15 protein-coding genes are annotated in these 18,360 nt (G+C 62.8%); 4 read left to right on the top strand and 11 right to left on the bottom strand.

Annotated elements, in window-relative coordinates; genetic code table 11:
* The first annotated feature begins 119 nt into the window (after positions 1 to 119).
* Together PCA20602_RS17255 and PCA20602_RS17250 are read left to right on the top strand one after the other, a co-directional pair.
* A complete protein-coding gene (locus PCA20602_RS17255) occupies positions 120 to 713 on the top strand; it encodes a hypothetical protein (RefSeq protein ID WP_150722269.1) in 594 nt (197 codons plus the stop codon).
* A 167-nt stretch (positions 714 to 880) separates the two neighbouring features.
* Positions 881 to 1,867 carry a DUF4434 domain-containing protein gene (locus tag PCA20602_RS17250; RefSeq protein ID WP_150722268.1) on the top strand — a complete coding sequence of 329 codons (987 nt, stop codon included), beginning with the start codon at positions 881 to 883 and terminating at the stop codon, positions 1,865 to 1,867.
* Positions 1,868 to 1,910: 43 nt separating this feature from the next.
* Here PCA20602_RS17250 and PCA20602_RS17245 read toward each other — a convergent pair whose 3' ends face one another.
* From PCA20602_RS17245 to wecB, 11 genes are all read right to left on the bottom strand, one after another.
* Positions 1,911 to 2,318, bottom strand: coding sequence for a VOC family protein (locus PCA20602_RS17245; RefSeq protein ID WP_174981241.1), 408 nt, complete (start codon positions 2,316 to 2,318; stop codon positions 1,911 to 1,913).
* 8 nt (positions 2,319 to 2,326) lie between these two features.
* Positions 2,327 to 3,919: an MBOAT family O-acyltransferase gene (locus tag PCA20602_RS17240; protein ID WP_150722266.1), complete on the bottom strand. Its 1,593-nt coding sequence runs from the start codon at positions 3,917 to 3,919 to the stop codon at positions 2,327 to 2,329.
* 50 nt (positions 3,920 to 3,969) lie between these two features.
* Entirely contained in the window at positions 3,970 to 4,221 is a 252-nt protein-coding gene (locus PCA20602_RS17235; protein ID WP_150722265.1) for an acyl carrier protein, read from the bottom strand.
* Positions 4,218 to 6,116 (bottom strand): HAD-IIIC family phosphatase, encoded by a 1,899-nt coding sequence (locus PCA20602_RS17230; protein WP_150722264.1) that lies wholly within the window; start codon positions 6,114 to 6,116, stop codon positions 4,218 to 4,220. The genes PCA20602_RS17235 and PCA20602_RS17230 overlap by 4 nt, the downstream gene beginning before the upstream one ends.
* Before the next feature lie 44 nt (positions 6,117 to 6,160).
* Entirely contained in the window at positions 6,161 to 7,306 is a 1,146-nt protein-coding gene (locus PCA20602_RS17225) for an alginate O-acetyltransferase AlgX-related protein (protein WP_217432447.1), read from the bottom strand.
* Positions 7,307 to 7,325: 19 nt separating this feature from the next.
* Positions 7,326 to 8,309: an alginate O-acetyltransferase AlgX-related protein gene (locus PCA20602_RS17220; protein WP_150722263.1), complete on the bottom strand. Its 984-nt coding sequence runs from the start codon at positions 8,307 to 8,309 to the stop codon at positions 7,326 to 7,328.
* Positions 8,310 to 8,431: 122 nt separating this feature from the next.
* Positions 8,432 to 9,151 carry an alginate O-acetyltransferase AlgF gene (locus tag PCA20602_RS17215; RefSeq protein ID WP_150722262.1) on the bottom strand — a complete coding sequence of 240 codons (720 nt, stop codon included), beginning with the start codon at positions 9,149 to 9,151 and terminating at the stop codon, positions 8,432 to 8,434.
* 7 nt (positions 9,152 to 9,158) lie between these two features.
* The gene (locus PCA20602_RS17210; RefSeq protein ID WP_150722261.1) at positions 9,159 to 11,399 is read right to left on the bottom strand and encodes an NfrA family protein; all 2,241 of its coding nucleotides are present in this window, start codon (positions 11,397 to 11,399) and stop codon (positions 9,159 to 9,161) included.
* A complete protein-coding gene (locus PCA20602_RS17205; RefSeq protein ID WP_150722260.1) occupies positions 11,396 to 13,102 on the bottom strand; it encodes a glycosyl transferase family protein in 1,707 nt (568 codons plus the stop codon). The genes PCA20602_RS17210 and PCA20602_RS17205 overlap by 4 nt, the downstream gene beginning before the upstream one ends.
* Positions 13,103 to 13,121: 19 nt before the next feature.
* Positions 13,122 to 15,398: a cellulose biosynthesis cyclic di-GMP-binding regulatory protein BcsB gene (locus tag PCA20602_RS17200; protein WP_246182210.1), complete on the bottom strand. Its 2,277-nt coding sequence runs from the start codon at positions 15,396 to 15,398 to the stop codon at positions 13,122 to 13,124.
* Between the two features lie 134 nt (positions 15,399 to 15,532).
* Positions 15,533 to 16,693: a non-hydrolyzing UDP-N-acetylglucosamine 2-epimerase gene (gene wecB, locus PCA20602_RS17195; RefSeq protein WP_150722259.1), complete on the bottom strand. Its 1,161-nt coding sequence runs from the start codon at positions 16,691 to 16,693 to the stop codon at positions 15,533 to 15,535.
* A 593-nt stretch (positions 16,694 to 17,286) separates the two neighbouring features.
* On the opposite strand from wecB, the gene PCA20602_RS17190 reads away from it, so the two are divergent.
* Both PCA20602_RS17190 and PCA20602_RS17185 read left to right on the top strand, forming a co-directional pair.
* Complete coding sequence (locus PCA20602_RS17190; RefSeq protein ID WP_150722258.1) at positions 17,287 to 17,835, top strand: MFS transporter; 549 nt, start codon at positions 17,287 to 17,289, stop codon at positions 17,833 to 17,835.
* Between the two features lie 6 nt (positions 17,836 to 17,841).
* Positions 17,842 to 18,258, top strand: coding sequence for an MFS transporter (locus PCA20602_RS17185; RefSeq protein WP_150722257.1), 417 nt, complete (start codon positions 17,842 to 17,844; stop codon positions 18,256 to 18,258).
* The last annotated feature ends 102 nt before the right edge of the window (positions 18,259 to 18,360 follow it).

The raw sequence follows: 18,360 nt of genomic DNA, 5'->3' as shown, positions 1-18,360 counted from the left end.
GGAATTCCTCCTTTCTGCCGATATTCATTGCGCGCGACACAAAAACTATCACGCGCGTTGCAAAGCGATTGGCGATGAAGTCGCATGACTAACCGCCTTTTACTTCTCAAGGGGATTTCATGAAACGAGTTGCGATGATCTGTCTCGGCGCGTTGTTGAGCATTGTGCTGAGCGGATGCGCCGGCACCAACTTCGTTCGTCCGGATGATTCGGCGCTGCAAAATGGCAAGACCACGCTCGCGGAGGTCAAAGCGAAGTACGGGAGTCCGTATCGCGAGAGCACAGTCTCGAAAAACGATGAGGACGTCAAGATGTTGTCCTACGCTTACGCTGCGGTAGGGGGAGCGCCGCTGGAACCGGGCGTGATACCGGCGCGATCCCTGGCGCTGTCGTTCTGGAAAGATTTGCTCGTATCGAACTCGTTCGTCTCTTCCTTCAAGGACGATGCCAGTGCTTTTGACGACGCAAAGCGCTCGGCCATCGTGAAGGGCAAGACGACTCGGGCGGACGTCGTCGCGCTGTTGGGACGTCCGGCAGGGTATGCAATCTATCCCATGATCAAGGACAAGGAAGGACAGGCCCTCGTGTATTCGTATGTGACGACGAGTGGGTCGGCGTTCAACCTGAAGATATCGAAACGCGAACTGACCGTCACAGTCGATCCGAATGGGATCGTGACGGATGTGAACTACGAAGCGTTTGGCCAGCAATAATCCCCGATTAAACTCACGAAATCCGGTCTTGTGCCGGACTTCGTGTGCTGCGGTGAAGGCTATCGTATCCGTAGATCTGTCAGAAACGGGGATCCGCGGGATAAGATGCCTGCGACGCCATGCTGCGTTTCGCCTTCGCCCTTTCCCCATAATTCGGTGATTTAGCAATGTCTGCGCTTCCCGACTCTCCGATGCGTCGACGGTTGTTACGCGCCGCCGCGCTCGCCACGTGTCTGCCGTTGGTCGCCTGTGATACCCGGATGGGCATCGGTGGCACGTTTCTGCAATTGTGGCGCGAGCATCTGGATTGGGGGGGCGAGCAATGGCGAGCGCGCATCGCCATGACGCGTGCACTGGGCTGTCAGGAGATATTCGTCCAGTGGATCGCGCTCAGCGGCAATACGGCGAACGAATGGCAGGCATCCCCCGCTTTTCTTACGCGGTTGCTCGACGAGTGCCACGCGCAGGGTATCGGGGTACATTTGGGGGTGCCATACGACGAGCGCTGGTGGTCCGTGCTTGGCAGCACCGATGCGAGTGTGCTCGACAGTTACATGCGCGACGCGTACGAGCGCGCCGCCGTCGCCCTGCGCAATGCTGCGCTGTCCCGTCATCCCGCGTTCCGGGGATGGTACCTGCCGTATGAGCTTGAGCAATATAGTTGGTCCGACCCCGCACGGCTCGACAAGCTCGCCGCATGGCTTGGCACGCTGTCGAAGCTCTCGCATGACACCTGCGGGCGCGCACCGACCATATCCACGTTCTACAGTCATATCCCCGGGCCGGGGGGGTTGCAGGAGATGTGGCGCACGCTGCTCGATCGCGTCGACGTCTATCCGATGGTTCAGGACGGCGTAGGGGAATGGGGCATCGAGAACTACGCTGTGCTTGCGCCGCTGCGCACGCTATTCGTCTCACGCGGCACGAAGTTCGATCTCATTCTGGAGTTGTTCCAGAGCGCTCCCGACGGCAAGAAGGACGGCGTCGACTTCAAGGCACACGCAGCCAGCTTTTCACGCATTCAAAAGCAGTGGGACATCGCGAGCGAATACGGCGCCCAACGGGTGATCGCGTTCGCAATTGATCCCTGGGTGCTCGGCGATACGCCGCAAGCGCACGCGCTGCTGCGTCATTGGCAATCGTCGATGCGTTGAGGTGTTGAGGTTGGGCAGCACCGTCTCGGACGCCCGGGCGCGCTCAGGCGGCTTCCACGATCTCGACAATGTTTCCGTTGGGCAGAAACAGAAAGACGATGCGGCGCCCGCCGAAGGCGATGGCCGGGGCAGGATCCGCGGTGCGCCGTGCGCCTGTGTCTTCCAGCGCCGCGAGCGCGCGATCGAACTCGCGGGTCTCGAACGCCTGATGATACATCTTGGTCCGACGTTTTAGCACGCCTTCGACGGGCGACCCCTCTGCGCTCGGTGCGAGGAGTTCGAGGCGCGGGCCGGGGCCCGTCAGAAAGCGGCCACGCACGCGCTGGATCGGGTCTTCGAATTCCGGCGACTCCAGCGAGTAACCCAGAACTTCCCAGTACGCTTGCTCGGCATCGAGATCGCGACACGCGATCCCGATATGGTGAAAAGTGCAACCCAGGGCAGTCAACATGATCTGGCTCAGAACTGGAAGTAAAGGAAGCGGGCGGTCTTGTGCAGATTGAGCGCAGCGTAGGCCAGCACCCCCATGGACAGGACAGTCCACGCAAGCGTTGGGCGCCATTGCAACCAGCGCGGCGCGCCCGGCGCCGGTCCTTCCAGTGCGGGTGAATACACGTTCATGATCTGATTGGAGTTCGGTGCACACCACACCACCACGAGCATCCCGAGGATCAGCAGGCCCTGGCTCCATCGCTCGACAAACAGACGCATCAGGTCGCCCGCCGTCCAGCTCGGGTCTGCGTGCGTGAGCGCTTGCAGCGGATACAGCATCGGTGCGAGCGATTCGAGACCCTTCAGGCCGAGCATGCTACCGATCAGCGTGAAAGCATCGTGCGTACTGTGTGCGCGGAAGAACAACAGCGCGAACACCACACAGAGGAACGTCAACACGACATAGGCGGCGCGACGCCACCCGGTCGCCGGTTGCGTGCGATTCGGCCCGAACAGCCGCCATGCGTGATTCACGCTGAGATAGACTCCATGCAGCAAGCCGAAGATAAGGAACTGGAGCCCCGCACCGTGCCAGATACCGGCAAGCCCCATCGTGAAGACCGTCGGGAACAGGATCATGCTGCCGAAGCCGCGGGCGGTCGCCGTGGCCTTTCGACCCACGGAAAGCCCTTTGCGAGCGCGCGCCCGCGTGATCGTCATCGCGACAGGGTTGTAGAGATACGCCGTCAGATAACGCGTGAGCGTCATGTGAAAGCGTGTCCAGAACTCGATGATGCCGGTGGACTTGTAAGGCGAATTGAAGTTGAGCGGGAAGCGAATGCCGAACATCTTCGCCAGCCCCATCGCCATGTCCGAATACCCCGAGAAATCGAAATACAGTTGCAGCGCATACGCCAGCGCCGTGCCCCACGCGGCCATGAACTGCAACTCGCCAGGCGCGTTGAAGCCCGCCTCGGCCCACGGCGCGATGCTGTCCGCGAGCAGGACCTTCTTGGCCAGACCGATAATGAACAACGTCGCACCGATCGACAGATTCTCCGCCTTGAACCGGTAACTCTCACGGTCGGCGAACTGCGGCATCATTTCCTTGTGATGCAGAATCGGTCCCGCGATCAAATGCGGGAAGAACGTGACGAACAGCACATAGCTCACGAAGCTTCGTTCGCGTACCACGCCCGCACGGCAATCGAGCAGAAAACCCAGTTGTGTGAACGTGAAGAACGAGATCCCGAGCGGCAGGATCATTTCGCTCACGCTGTGCGACACGAGACCAAACCCTGCGAGAAAATCGAGCAGCGCGACAAGATACTTGTAGTAGAACAGCAGCCCGAGATTCGCGACGATGCCCCCCGCAAGCAACCACGATTGCAGACGAGGGCGATTTTCCGTCGACAGAATGCCCAGGCTCACGACGTAGTTGAACGCGATGGACCCGAGCAGCAATGTTACGAACACCGGGTTCCACCAGCTATAGAACACCAGCGAGGCGATGCACAGCCATGCGGCGGCCGCGATGGGGCGCAACGCTCCCGCGAGGTAATACCCACCCAGCGAGATGGGCAGGAACAGCAGGAGAAACGGCAGGGAGTTGAACAGCATACCGGGGAATCTGTGTCAAAAAGTCGCAAGACTTTACGGTGAATGCGCGATCAGCCCTTGGCGGCCAGTTGTTTTCTGATCAGCGCCATGAGTTCGCCGACGTTCTTCAGTCCTTCGACTTCCGACGTCTTGAAACGCACGCCAAAGCGCATCTCGGTCGCGACCATGATGTTGACGTTGGAGAGGGAGTCCCAGGCATCGAAATCGGCGGCCGACGATTGCGGCGTGATTACCACGGTGTCGTCGTCGAAGATGTCGCGAAAAATGTCGGTCAGCGCGTTGAGGATTTCGGTGTCGGTCATTGCATGCTCCTGATTTCCATGGGTGCTATTTGTGAAGAGAAGTCGCCAAGGTCCAGCACCCATTCGGTGGCGTTCTCATGTTCGGCAAACGGCGAAAATCCGAGGTTTCGATAATGGTCCTTGACCATGCCGTTCTTCGCGCTCGGAATATACTCGCCGATCAGGCGTCTGGCCCCGGCCGCACGTGCCTGCGCGACGAGCACGCCGAGCGTGGCCGGCTCGACTTCGCGCCCAAGCACCCGGCAGCTCATCAGCCACGTGTCGATGCGCCAGTCGCCCGGTGCCTCCGCCGTGTCCGGCAGTGCGGCAATGACCGCAATGATGCCGTTGTCGCCGAAGCTGTCCTTCAGACGGAAGTGCAACAGCACGGCACGCGGATCGCGCATCATCTCCTGCACCTCGTCTTCCGTATGACGGCGCGTCGTCAGGTTGAACTGATTCGTCTTGCCCATCAGTTGCACGATGCGCGGCAGATCGGTGGCGTTGAACACGTTCCATTCGAGCACCATCTGCAAGCTCGCCAGATAGGACGCCAGATCCTTTTGACTGGTACGCAGCGCTTCGCGCTGCAAGTTGGCCTGATACTGTCCGGCGCGCTCGCGGTCCTCTGCGGTCAACGTCACGCCTTCGAAATAGCCGCCACGGGCGACGGTTGATGCGTACAAGGCCGGATCTTCCGGCATCTCCGGCACCTTCACCATCGGCAGTTCGCGGCGAACGAGGTTGCGCTCGAACGGGTTGTCGTCGGCAAACACCAGGGCGTCGAGGCCGATGTTGAGTTGCGACGCTATCGCGCGCAGGTTGCTCGCCTTGTCCTGCCAGTTCGCGACGAAACACGCGATGTCGTCGCGCCGGAGCACCATCTCGGGATGCGAGAGAAACGGCTCCAGCGCGTTGGTTTCGTCGTTCTTGGAGCACACGGCGAGGATCACCCCGCGACGCGTCAGATCGCGTGCATAGCGCTGGAACGCGGCAAACGCTTCGCCCTCGCCATTGCCCTGTCCGAGCACGATGCCGGCCAGTCCATCGTCGCCGATCACGCCGCCCCACAGCGTATTGTCGAGATCGAGTACCAGACACTTGGCGCTGCCGCCCCGGCGCGCCGTGACGAGTCGTGCTACCAGATCGCCGTAGGCGGGCGCAGCGGCAGGGGTGACGTATTGCTTCGCGCGCAGCCACAGGCGCGGATCGTGCCATGCGCTCACGCCATCCTGTTCACAAGCATCATCGAGCGCCAGAATATCGACACCGGCCTCGTCTGCCGCCTGACGCAGGGCGTCGTTCAGACGATGCGTGAGCCAGCGCGCCGAGCCCGGCATGCGTTGTTCGTTGTTGCCCATGAGCGCCACTTGCGCGGGCATCAGGGTTTGCTGAATGACGTGCGCACCGAGGTTCTCGCGCAAGCGACGCCACAACGCACGAAGATTGTCGATGGCGGCGGCGATCTTCTCGTCGGCCTGTGCAGCGCTCAGCGCGGCGGTTTCACTGCCGATCAGGTGCTGGGAGTCGAAGGCGCACAGCGCGACGTTCGGCGCGAACGCGTACAGACCGGACGACGGATCGAGCGTTTCGCGCAGATACTGACCGTAGTCCGGCACATAGGTCTGCACCCAGAGATTGCGGCGCAGTGCGCCGACTCTCAGGCCCGGCAGCAGGTGATCCATGGTCGACGAACCGAGTAGGGCCAGACGCACCTGTGGGCTCGTCAGATCGGCTGGCGGCTGCGTGCCATAGGCTTTTTGCAGGCGTTTGTCGAGCTTCCCGGTCTGCACGAAGTCCAGATTCTCGTTGGCGAGCCGAACCAGTTCGTGCCATGCGGGCGCGGTGTCTTTGGGTAATGCATCCACTTGCTTCGCCCAGTCGGGCGAGCGAGGCAACCAGTTCAGTTCCGGCATGGGCGTATGTCCCGTAAAAAAATGACGTGCGCGTCGTCACAACGTCAGCGTCCGGCCCCGCCAGCCTTCGAGGCCACCACTTGCGCGTTCGGGCGGGTGTTCAGCAATGCCTTTTCCTGTTCGGTGAGGGGCTGGAGCAACGACATCTCCGACATCTCCCAGATCACCAGCTTCAGGCTCCTGGGCCAGCGCGCGCGATCCTGCATGGCCTGGACGAGGGCATCAGCAAACTTGCCGCCGTCGCGACTCTCGTTCCAGACGGGCTGTCCCAGTGACTGCCCCAACTGCTCGGCGAAGTTGCTGCGACGCGAGTTCGAACTCCCGGCGAGCAACACCTCGATCGGCGGGCCGTCGTCGAGCAAGCCGCCACTCGCGGGCAACGTGAATGTCTCCTGCACGTAGTTGTCGGGCGGGGGACGCCAACCGTCAGGTGCCTTGCCAAGGCCGGCCAACACCAGCAGGTCGCCAACACGCGGTGAGGCGTGTGGGGCGCGAGAGACGTCGTAGCGCAACGGTCCGCGCGCACCGACCAAAGGCAGCGCCGCTTTTGCAACGGCCTGAGCCGCCACGGCGGCGCCGCGCTGGTTCATGTGCACATCCGTGCGATAGAACGCGTCGGGCATCGGTGCGAGCACGGTGGACAGATCCACGTGCGCCACCCCTGCGGCGTCGAGCGCACGTTGCCACTGCGCGAGGCCCATGATGGTATCGGCCGGGCGCGTCATGCCGCACAACGCGTTGGCGGCAATGCGCGACTTGTCCGGCACGGTGACTGCCAGCACCTGAATATTCTCGGCGCGCAACTGCGCCGTGAGGCGTCGCATCAGCGCAATGCGCGCGTTGACGACAGCGTGTACGTCGGCAACCGGCGCACGCAGGCCGTCGGTGTAGAACAGCCAACCGGGACAACCCTGCTGAACTTGCGTGCCGAGCTGCCCCAGCAGGCGATAGCGCCACGCGGCGTCGGCCGTTTCTGCCGTCTCGCGATACGGCAACGCGAGCGTGGTATCGAGACGCTTGCCCGCCGTGCCGTCCAGCCATGCCGTCGGTGCGTATTCGCCAAGCCCAGCCCTTGCTGACTCGCACACGCCGTAGATCAGTCCGAGCACCATCAACAGCGCGAAACACAGGGCCGTCAAGCGATGCGAAGTGACTGTGGGGGGTGTCGCCACAGCCTGTGGCGATGACATCGGTAAGCTCATGGGGGCGTCACTTGGCAATCGCGGCTGCGACGCGTTCGCGCCACGCGGCATCGGTCATGAGGGATGCCGCGTCCCATTGACCACTCGTGTTCGGGCCGTAGAGCATCTGGACTTCGTTGAGCTGCCACACCACCACCTGCGGGCGCGCCTGCTGAAATGCCGGTGATTCGAGGTACTGCGCGAACACTGCCCATGGGCCGAAGTTGCCGTACTTCCAGGTGAGGCCCACCGGACGATCGATGTCGGCCGACAGCGCCTGAGGAAAGCCAAGGTACGGTTGAACGAAGCTGTTGCCCACCACGTGCACCGGCGACGCCGTGTCGTCGAGCAGGCCACCCTCATCGGCCTTGGTCGAGCGCACCACGTAGATTTCCTGTCCCACGCTCTTGCGTTGCGCCGCCGTCATCAACTCGGCGAAGTCGGCGAAGCGACGCTCCTTGATCCAGTTGCCCAGCTTCTTGCCCGTGCCGGGCTGACCGGTCAGCGTCCAGTGTTTCTTGATGACGTCGGCCGTTGCCGCCGCCGCTGCCTCGGCACTCCATGCGGTCCAGTGTGAATCCTTCTGAAGAAACGCGGTCTGGTTGTCGTGCTCCACGCTCTTGAGCACGGGCATCAGATCGACCGTCTGGATATCCGCACGGCGCAGGCTATCGATCATCTGAGCATAGCGATCGCGCACGGCCGGCGCTATTGTCGTACCGGCGGGCAATTTGTCTTCGTAGAAACGCGCCTTGAGCGGTGCCACGACCACGACCAGACCGATGCCCTTCGCCTGTAGCGCATCGCGCGCCGAGCGCATCAGACTCACAGAGTTGTCGATGCCGGCGCGGCCCGCATCGGTCATGTTGTCCTGTGCGTAGAACAACCAGTCGTCTTTCCCGATGAGTACCGCTTGGGCCTGGGCACTCGTGGCGGACAAACAGACGCCCGCGACCAACAGGCCAGCCACCAGCTTGCGGGCAAATTGCGGGAATTCAGCGTTCAGTTTCATGAGGCTTGCGATGATCGAAGGTCAGGCTCCGGTGATGACGCCCGACGATGGTTTCACGTGTTCTTGCGGCACCCGTGTCGGCGTGCCAGGTTCGAGTGCCGGCTGATGTGTCGGTGGACGTCTCAGTTCGCACGGTAAGGCTGAGTCCGATTTGTCGCGCCGACCAGCGCGGGCGATTCGGCCGTTCCCACGAGGAAGAGGCTGTAGCGGTCGCCGCCTTTGAGCGGCGGCAACGCCAGCGCTACCGAGGCGTGCCCCGCGCATTCCCCCACGAGCGAGGCCGACACCGGATTGATGGCTCGCGCGACGCGAGCCCCGTCGGCAATCCCCGGAAACACGGTGGGCCCATTCGCCACGCCGATCTTTGCCGTACATCCGGGCACGAGATTGTAGGCCGCCAACTCGGCTTTCAAGCCGTCGGCAGCCGGGCTTTCGTCAACGATGGCCTTAACCGGCGCATTCGGTTTCGCACCGTCGATCACCAGTGTGACAAAGCCGCCCTTGGGTGCCTTGCCGTCGACGATCACCGGGTGGCCATTGACCTTGATGGCATATGCCTGACCGCCCGGTAGCACTCGGTAATCGGACACGATTCTGGCGTTCGCAGCGAGCGATTCGGCCTTCGCGCCTGCGCCCAATTGCACGCTGAGCGCCGTGTTGCTCGTGTTGAGCACGCGAACGTACGAAGAACCGTCAGGCGGTAACCCGTACAGTTTCGAGATATCGTCGGCAGGGGCGGCATGCGCGGGCACGCCCGGCAATGCCAGCGTCGCCAGCCCTACGACGGCCAGCGTTGAACCGGCGCGCGATACCCGTTTGAGGAATGAGAGCGTATGCGTCATCACGTCGTCAGTAAGAAAAATAGAGTCCGGCGAAAATGCCCTGCGAGCGGTCGGCGCCGGCAATGCTCACGCGGTATTGCACGTTCAGGTCGACGAACGATTGCTGCGCGTGATACTTGTCTTCGCGGAACCACCAGCGCGCGGTCACGCCGGGGCCAACTCCCATCGTGAAGCGCTGCGCGAGCAAGCTGTCGAAACCGACTGTCGCGCCGAGATACGGCGTGAGCACAAGATTGCTGTTGATACCGTCCATGCGGAACGCGCGGCCATAGCGAGCCTCGGCCGTGCCAAGCGTCTGCGGATGATCGATGAAATAGTCGCCTTCGGCGTACACCTGCCAGTATTGCCAGTTCGACTTGTCTACGCGCAAACTCCCGCCTTCACCCTCCGACCACGCCGCACGCAGCAGCCAGTCCGTTCGACTGTTGCTACCCAGCGGCACGAATTTCTCCACGGCGAACACGAAATTCTGGCGGCTGAACGGTTTCCAGCGCGCACCGAGCACGCCCTGATTGGTCGAGAGCCCGGTCACGCCCCCCGTGCCGTCGTACAGCGCCTGATTGAGGCGCGCATACAGCTCGAACGTACTGCCGTCCCGATTGCCGATCACCGGCGGGCGCCAGTACAGTTCTTCCGACGACTGCAACGTCTTGCGCGCACTTAGCGACGGCGAGAACGCCGAGTTCATGACGCCCACGGTGCCGTAACCGAGCGCGGCGTTGAATCCCCAGGTACGGTCCAGATCCGACACGGCCTGACGCACGTTCTGACGCGCTTGTGGCTCAAGCTCGATCTTGCCCTCGTCGTTGGCATCGATAGCGCGCGAGAACCAGCCGCTTGCCTGTTTGTTGTCGTAGAGACGCTGTGCGCTATAGGCTGCGTCGAGCAGGCTCTCGGGCGGCACCTCGCTGCCCGGTGCCGCAATCGGCGCGTAGGCTTCGCGAGCGGCTTGCCTGTCGCCCGCCAGACTCAGCGCATTGACGAGCAACAAGCGATAAGAGAGATTGTCGGGCGCGGCGTCGAGGGCTTCGTGAGCCGATTTGGCCGCCGCGCGGTAATCCTGCTTTGCCATCGACGCGTAGGCCTGCGACGCGGCCTCGTACCCGGGGCCCGCGCCGGCGAGGCTGGAACCGGCAGGCAGGAGACTGCACAACACGTCCTGCGCGTCGGGCGTGCAGAACACCACCGGGGCTTCGTCGGCCGGACTGCGTGCGCGTCTTGTGTCTGCGGGACGTCGCGTGTCCGCCGCAATCCGCTTGACGGTTGAGAGCTGCTGTTCGGACAGCCAGTCCTGAGCCTCGGCCTTGTCGAGATCCTTCCCCGCGTCGGCCGGACGATTCAGCTTCTGACGCGCGAAGCCGCGCATCGCAAGCGAAAGGGCGTCTTCGCCGTCCTGCGAGAGTGCATCTGATGCGGCGGCGTCAGCCTGTGCGTAGAGGCCTTCACTAAGCAATGCGCCAGTGAGCAGGTAGCGGTAGCTCTGAACGTCGGGCGCTTGCCCCACCGCCTCACGTGCCAGACCGGCGGCTTTGGCGTAGTCGCCGTCGCGATACGCATTCCAGGCGGCCATCGCAGGCGCCGGCGCCAGACGGCGATGCATGCGATCACGCAACGCCTGAAGCGATTCGTCCCCGGGCGTGAGACGCAGCGCGGCATCGGCCTCATCTGCGGCTTCCTGCACCTTGTCCTGACGCTCAAGAGAATAAAGAAGCAGGCTTCGCATGTCCGGGTTTTGCGGCGCAAGGCGCAACGATTCGCGTGCATTGCGTTCGGCTTCGTCATAGCGGCCAGACGCATACGCCTTGTACGCAGCGTCGCCCGCCCGATACGCGGGCGATTGCATCGTCCCGCTCTCGCCACGCCCGTTCTTGCCCGCCGTCGCGGGCGTGAGTGCCGCGCGCAAATTCGTGCGCGCCGCGTTCAGCGCCGGGTCGTGGTGCCCCTGTGCGAGCGCCTGATCCGTGATGTCGAGCGCTTGCCGGGTACGTCCCATGTTCTGCAACGCGTAGATGCGAAGCAACCAGAGTCGCGTCACGTCCGGGCGCAACGCCAGCGCTTTCGCGGCCTGCGCTTCGGCGCCTGCGTAGTCTTTGCGGTTGTATGCCTTGAAGGCGGCGTCCCCGAATTGCCATGCCTCCCCCTCGAGCGGCGCTTCGACGCGCGCTGCGCTCACAGGTGCCGCAACCGCACCGGCTGAGAGACTTGCCAGCACGGCGGCGCAGCAAAGAGAACGGGAGAAGAACGTCATGTGACCGCGTGACTTGGGTTAGGAGGTTGCGCGTCGGATGCCGGAATACCCGGCACACCTTGCTGGAATGAAATCGCTTCGCGTAGCGTGGTTTCGTCCAGCCAGCCTCGCTCGATGAGGATTTCGCCAAGTGGGCGGCCCTCACGCGCCTGAACGCCGAGCGCAAATTCGAGCTTGGTCTCGTCGATGGCCTGCCAGGACATCAGCAATTCGCCCAGACGCTGACGCTGCTGTGTGAGTTGATCGGACGTCGGAAAGTCGTGCATGGTCTTGTCCCAGACCAGACGCTTGCCCGTCACCAAATGGACGATGAACAACCGCCACGCGCGCGCGGCCGCCATGGCGTTGATGAAGTTGCCGATCACCATGCGCGGCACGGCGAGCAACGCATGCTCCCAGCCGTACATGTGATACACGAAGTAACTGCGCTGAATCACGCGCAGCGCCAATGCGAACGCGTTGATGCCCATGAGCGTCACGAGCCAGCCATTCGGCGGGAAGACGGACGGGTAATAGACGGTCCACCACCCCATGCGATCCGCGATCAGAAAGCCGAGAAAGTTGAGCAGCAGCAGATAAGCGAGAATCGCGACGAACGACGTCGCCAGCCCTTTTCGATCGCGAAACAGCAGGTACTTCGTTGCGAGCGACCCATGCCAGCCGACCTGTGCCCAACCTTGCAGGCCGATACCGAGTGTCCAGCGCGCTTTCTGTCGATAAGCGGTCTTGAACGTATTGGGGAAGTATTCGCGAATGCCCAATGGCATGCGAATCGTCGAGATTTTCTCTTTGCCGAAGCCGAACACCGAGGTGCGTTTGGTCACGTACTCGACAGGGAACTTGCCGAAAATCTGCTTCATGCCCTTGCGAGCGAGACGCGCGCCGATGTCGTAATCCTCGGTCAGCGTGTCGGTATTGAACGGCTGATTGCTCGTCTCGGCGGCAAGCTCTTCAAGCGCTTTGCGAGAGAAACACGTGCCCACACCGGCGGACGGCACCATCTTCGACATGCTCTCGCGCACCACCAGATCCTTGGTGTGCCACTCGGCGAACTCGTCCATGTAAGTACCCGCCACGAGTTCATACCACTCACGCTCAAGCGATGTCACCGGCAACTGAATGAAGTCGATACGCGGGAGCAGGTAGTTGTAGTACTTCAGCTCCAACGGGTGAAGCACGTCTTCGCCGTCATGCAGAATCACGCCGGCAAACGGTTCCGGCTGCAACTGGTTCTGCTTGAAGATCGCCTGCACGATCCAGTTCAGACAATCGGCCTTGCAGGTCGGTCCGTCGTGCGGCACGCCCACGTGGACGAGCTGGCGATAGCGCCGACGCATGCGTTCGACTTCGGTCTTGGTCTTGTCGTCGTTCTTGTACGTGCCGACGAAGATCATGTAGTTCTTGTATTCGAGCGTGCCCACCATGCTCTCGAGCATGGCCGCAATCACGTCGTACTCCAGCCATGCAGGCACCATGATGGCGAGCGGCTGCTCGCGCACCTCACGTAACTGCGATGCCTGCAAGGGCGTGTAGCGTCGCCGGATAAACAGCGACCGGTAGACCTGACGCACCCAGTACCAGAGGTCGACGAACAGGTCGTCGGCACTCGATAGCAGAATGATGACGCCGACGATCGCGCTCGCGATTTCGAGCCCGTGGTAGTAGTCGGCGACCAGATATGGCCAATAGAGCGAGGAGAGCACGTCGAATCGTCGCTATGCGTTAATGATCGCTTTTGCTGTTGCTCTTGCGACCAGCGCGCAAGGCCAGCACCAGAATCAGCAGCAGCACGAGCAGTACGATAGCAATGGCAGGCACGCCCCACGACACATACCGGCGCCATTCGTAGAACGCACTCTCACCGGCCCCTGGCGGCAGGCTCGCGTCGGGGTTACTCGTGTCGATCCACGCCACGGGGCCTGCCGGTCCTATGATTGCCAGATTGCCGCGATTGAGCAGGAACGGCACGCCCACGTCGGGCTTCGGCTCGCCGATCGCGTACCAGAGCAAGCCGTCCTGACCACCGCCACGCACGACTTCCGCGGTCGACAGGCGTTGCAGGCCAGTGATGTCGAGCCACTTGGCGTCCTTGTTACCGATCTCCAGACGCTTGCGATCCGTCACGACTGCAGAGGGCGTCGCACCGTCGACCGGCACTTCCATCGCCACGAACGGCTTGCTCGGCTTGACCGGCTTGTCACCGGCGGCAACCGTCAGTTCCGCTCGCGAAGGAGACACGCCGCTCGCTGCCGCAATGCCGATCACGCGCTTGATGTTTTCGGGGGCGGAAGCAAGGTAGCGCGCCGGTACGATCAGTTGGGGGTCACCTGCCATGAGCGGCAACAGACCCACGAACGTGCCGTCCGGCTCAGCCTTGCCCGGGCGCACATAACTGGCCGCAGGCAGCACATTGACCGGATACGCCTGCGGAATTTCGTTGCAGTCGGCTGAATACGGTTGGCGTTGCACCGAGACGCGCAGATTGTTGTTCACCCCCAGAGCGTAGCCCGGCACGCGTGCCTTGAGCTGCTCGGGGCGCCCATTGGCGTCGAGCTGCTTGGCGGCGAGCAGAATGCCGTTCCAGAACACCGTGGCGACGGGCTTGGACGTCGCCGGTCCGGGCGCTGCCGACAGATACAGGGAAATTTCGCCCGGCATGCGACCACTGGAGGCCACCGCGGAGAGCGGGAAGCTTAGCGTCCAGTCACCCCGCGCGAGTACGTCGAAACTGTCGGCCGAACCGCCCAGACTCGACAGGCGCACCACCGTCTTGTCTTCGATATCCGGCGTGTGGGCGATGGGTGCCGTTACGTTGTTCGATACCAGCAGACGGCGCAGCGCGTCGTCGAAAAGCCCGGCAGCCTGTGCCCCTGCGTCACCGGCGATCGCAATCACGGACTGGCTGCCCATCGACAGCAGACGAATCTGCTTCGCGCCGAGTGCTTCACCCGCCAGCGGGGCGCGATTGGCACGCCACGCCTTGAAAGCCTCGGCGGCATCGCTGTCGTTGGCAAACTGACTTTGCAACGCGTCGAAGGCGGCGCTCAGACGCGTGCGCAAAGCAGCGTCAGCCACGACAATTTCACCGCTGACGGACGGCGCCCCGACGGCCAGCAATGCGCCGAGTTCGGCGTCGTTGGCCAGTTTGTGGGTCGCGCTATTGTCCTTGATCGCTGCGAATGCCGGCAGCCCGGCAAGCGATGCCGGGACATCGATGCCTCGCGTATCGACGACATCGCCAAGCGCGGGCAACGCACGCACGACTACGCGCTTGCCGCTACGCTCGAGTGCCACCCCGACGCGCCATGCGCTGTCGAAGGCGTCCTTATCGAGCGTCTTGCCAGCCACGAGCAGCGCGGGCGCGCCGGGCAGGGTGCTCCAGGCGTCGTCGAGACTCGTCACCGACTTCTGGTCGATGCGGTAGGTCAAGCGGGTTTGCGGCGAGATCGTGACCGAGTTGGCCATCGAGTGATCCGGCTCGCAGCGGTACGTTCCCGTGCGGGAATGCCAGTTCACGCCGAGTCGTACGAAACCCGTGTCGCGCGCACGCGATGAGACGGCCAGATTGCGCTGAACGGGGCCATCGCCATCGGGAAAGGACTGCGAGGTCATCGGTTGTCCGTCGATGGACAGCACGACCGATGCCGCACCGGGCGCACCTTTCAGGTAGCGACCGTCGAAGGCCACTGAGGCATCGGCCAGCGGCAGACCCTTGGGAACCGGCAGATAGAACTCCTGACTGGCGTCGCCCGAGAGCACCACCGGAGCGAGGATACCGAGGTCCGACAGCGCGATACTGCGCGTCAGATTGGCCCCCGAGCCCAGCGCGCGCACGCCGTCACCCAGTGCACTGGCGTGCGACACCGTCGGGCACAGGGCACCCGTGAACACCAGCGCACCGAGCGCAATGGCGGAAATCGTCGTCTTGTGGCGTCTGCCGAAACGCGCGGGATGACCGCGCAAAGCACTGAGATTACGCATGGCGTTAGGCAACAACATGGGTGTTCCGTGAGTAGACGTGCGGCCGCGTGCAGGCGACGACACTGAGTTGGACGATGTCGGCAAGGCCGGCGGACTCGAAAGCGGGCACGAGGTAGGCGTCATGGACGTTTCAGGTGTCATGGCGGCCGCCTTCAGCGTGCGTGGATACTTTGCGCATTGCCGGGAGAAAACTCCCTGACGGGACGCCCGCACAGCGCGTCCACGATACGGCCTGCCGCGTGGCCGTCTCCATACGGATTCATTCGTCTTGAGAACGACGTGTGATACGCGAGATCGTCGAGCAGACGGGTCACACCCGCGACGATTCGCTCCCGGTTCGCGCCCACCAGCGCCACGGTTCCCGCATCGACCGCTTCCGGTCGCTCGGTGACGTCGCGCATCACCAGTACCGGTTTGCCGAGATACGGCGCTTCTTCTTGCACGCCGCCGGAGTCCGTCAGAATGATGTAGGCGCGCTGCATGAACCAGACGAAGTCCACGTAGTCGAGCGGGTCGATGAGGTGCACGCTGTTGAAACCGGCAAGCTCTGTCATGACGACGTCTCGCACGGCCGGGTTGAGATGCACGGGATAGACGATTTGCAGATCGTCGCGTCGCGCGAGTTCGGCCAGCGCTGCACAGATGTTCCGGAAGCCATCGCCGAAGCTCTCGCGCCGGTGTCCGGTCACGAGCAGCAGACGGCGGCGGGGATCGATCCACGGGTAGCGCGCGGCGATCTCCGAAGCCAGCGGGGAGTTGTCACGCAATCGGGCCGTGAGCGAGGCCAGGGCGTCGATCACCGTATTGCCGGTCACCGCGATGCGACCGTGAAGGTTCTCGCGTTGCAGATTGGCGCGCGACGTCTCGGTCGGCGCAAACAGCCAGTCGCCCACGGCATCGACTACCCGGCGATTCATTTCTTCAGGAAAGGGTTGGCTCAGGTCGCCCGTTCGCAGTCCGGCTTCCACGTGGCCGATGCGAATGCGGCGATGGAACGCGGCGAGCGCGCATGCCGATGCGGTACTGGTATCGCCATGCACCAGCACATAATCGGGTTTCTCGGATTCGAGAACGGCATCGACTCGCTGCACGGCCCGTGAAAACAGGCCGTTGAGCGTCTGGTTGGGCACCATGACTTCCAGATCGTACTTCGCGGTGATGTCAAAGAGAGACATCACCTGATCGAGCATCTGGCGATGCTGGCCAGTGACACATACCACGCTGTCGATGCCGGGTTCGCGATCCAGTGCGCTCACAAGGGGCGCCATCTTGATCGCTTCAGGACGCGTGCCGAAGATGGACAAGACTTTCATAGCTCTTCATTCTGGTCTGCTCGTATAGCGCGCAGACGTGCCACCCTCTGCGCACAAGGCGCACAGGGCCGAATCTGACACGAGTCTGGAACGAGCACGCCAATGCGAATGAGCGACGTACGATAAAGCTTGAACCCCGGTGCGACGCCAAGTAATGGTTGTCTTCGATTGTCGCGCACGAGGACGATGTCCCCCTCCTGCCATACGTTTCGCGCGATTAACGTCAATATCCCCCTGACGGCGCGAACTTGGTTGTGGCGGATGGTACTGACCGTTCGTCCCCCTACGGTCCCCCCGCTAATAAATTGATGAGTGCGTGGCGCGGGAACTACCTGACGCCGAATGCTGCGGCTATGCGCTGGGGGGCGGGATTATCGGTGAGGAGTCCGTGCGACGACCCATTGCCGTGCGATCTACTGCCCGGTGTTGCCGCTTGCCACGAGGCTACGTGCCGCAGCAATGATGGCTTCGCGAGGTTCGCGGGGCGTCCACCCCAGCATTCGACGCGCTTTTTCTTGTGAACGGGTATGACGATCGCGCCAGCGTAGTGGCGTGGTTTGCTCCCACACCCGGAAGGAAACGGCGCCACGTCGATGATGGCGACGTTCGCCGCCTTCGCGGTAGGATACCTCGCCAGACCGCTTGGCGGGCTGGTCCTCAGTCACATCGGCGACAGGTTCGGCCGCCGGGCGGCATTCCAGATATCGCTCGTCCTGATGACGCTGACCACCGCCGGTATGGCGCTCATGCCCAGTTATCAATCGATCGGTTTGACGGCGAGCATTGCGTTCGTTGCACTGCGATTTCTCCAGGGTGCCTGTATCGGCGGCGAGTTGCCCGGCGCGATCGCCTATGTCGTCGAGTCAGCGCCCTCGCGCAGCGGGCTGGCGTACGGGGTGATGTTCTCGTGCGTGAACTCGGGGAGCCTGCTCGCGACGCTGGTGAGCATCGGATTGCATGCGACATTAGCCGAGGCGGATATGTCGACGTACGGGTGGCGCATCGCTTTTCTCATCGGCGGCGGACTTGGGGCGCTCGGGGCGTTGATGCGTCGTGATCTGCGGGAGACGGCGCTGTTCATGGCAATCAAGCATCAGAAGCGCACGAAGCTCCCGGCGATTGAAGTCCTGCAGCGTCATTGACCGCAAGTGGTGGCGGCGATCGGCATCGTCGGCCTCAATCAGGCGCTCATTGCGCTGCTGATCGCTGTCGGCGGGTATCCGTTCTACGTCGTGCTGATGAGCGGAGCGATCAACCCGTATGCGGTGTTCGGTCTGGCGGCGGTGATTGCATCGCTCGTCGCCGGAACGTTCGGCGCGCTCGCTTCGGGCCTGTTCCCGACGAACCTTCGGTTCAGTGGGTTGGCGATGTCCTACAACATCGCGGCCGCGCTGCTCGGGGGATTCACACCGCTTGCGACATCGCTGCTCACCAGTACGACAAAAGACCGCGCCGCACCCGGGTTTTTCATCGCGGCGGTATCGGTGATCGGGTTTCTCTGCGTTGTCGCGGTGGCGCGACGTAAGGTGAAGTTGTCGGATCGGCGGTCGTGCTCGATCATCTGATGTCGCCGATGGCGTCACGTTGCAAGGCATCGTGACGCTGCCCGGCGGGCCAGGTCCCGCGGCGCGCGTCAAGCGTGTCGGCACTCGCTCGCCGCGCCGCCG

The sequence above is a fragment of the Pandoraea capi genome (assembly GCF_902459735.1).
In the GTDB taxonomy this organism is placed as follows: domain Bacteria; phylum Pseudomonadota; class Gammaproteobacteria; order Burkholderiales; family Burkholderiaceae; genus Pandoraea; species Pandoraea capi.
The sequence above is the reverse complement of the archived record's forward strand: the minus strand, read 5'-3'. Positions and strand labels throughout refer to the sequence as shown.

Excerpts from the sequence above, each read along its gene's own strand:
- PCA20602_RS17220 (WP_150722263.1), bottom strand. The coding sequence starts at position 8,309 with ATGAAACTGAACGCTGAATTCCCGCAATTTGCCCGCAAGCTGGTGGCT.
- PCA20602_RS17255 (WP_150722269.1), top strand. The coding sequence starts at position 120 with ATGAAACGAGTTGCGATGATCTGTCTCGGCGCGTTGTTGAGCATTGTG.
- PCA20602_RS17215 (WP_150722262.1), bottom strand. The coding sequence starts at position 9,151 with ATGACGCATACGCTCTCATTCCTCAAACGGGTATCGCGCGCCGGTTCA.
- PCA20602_RS17245 (WP_174981241.1), bottom strand. The coding sequence starts at position 2,318 with ATGTTGACTGCCCTGGGTTGCACTTTTCACCATATCGGGATCGCGTGT.
- PCA20602_RS17250 (WP_150722268.1), top strand. The coding sequence starts at position 881 with ATGTCTGCGCTTCCCGACTCTCCGATGCGTCGACGGTTGTTACGCGCC.
- wecB (WP_150722259.1), bottom strand. The coding sequence starts at position 16,693 with ATGAAAGTCTTGTCCATCTTCGGCACGCGTCCTGAAGCGATCAAGATG.
- PCA20602_RS17210 (WP_150722261.1), bottom strand. The coding sequence starts at position 11,399 with ATGACGTTCTTCTCCCGTTCTCTTTGCTGCGCCGCCGTGCTGGCAAGT.
- PCA20602_RS17190 (WP_150722258.1), top strand. The coding sequence starts at position 17,287 with ATGATGGCGACGTTCGCCGCCTTCGCGGTAGGATACCTCGCCAGACCG.
- PCA20602_RS17235 (WP_150722265.1), bottom strand. The coding sequence starts at position 4,221 with ATGACCGACACCGAAATCCTCAACGCGCTGACCGACATTTTTCGCGAC.
- PCA20602_RS17200 (WP_246182210.1), bottom strand. The coding sequence starts at position 15,398 with ATGTTGTTGCCTAACGCCATGCGTAATCTCAGTGCTTTGCGCGGTCAT.
- PCA20602_RS17230 (WP_150722264.1), bottom strand. The coding sequence starts at position 6,116 with ATGCCGGAACTGAACTGGTTGCCTCGCTCGCCCGACTGGGCGAAGCAA.
- PCA20602_RS17240 (WP_150722266.1), bottom strand. The coding sequence starts at position 3,919 with ATGCTGTTCAACTCCCTGCCGTTTCTCCTGCTGTTCCTGCCCATCTCG.
- PCA20602_RS17225 (WP_217432447.1), bottom strand. The coding sequence starts at position 7,306 with ATGTCATCGCCACAGGCTGTGGCGACACCCCCCACAGTCACTTCGCAT.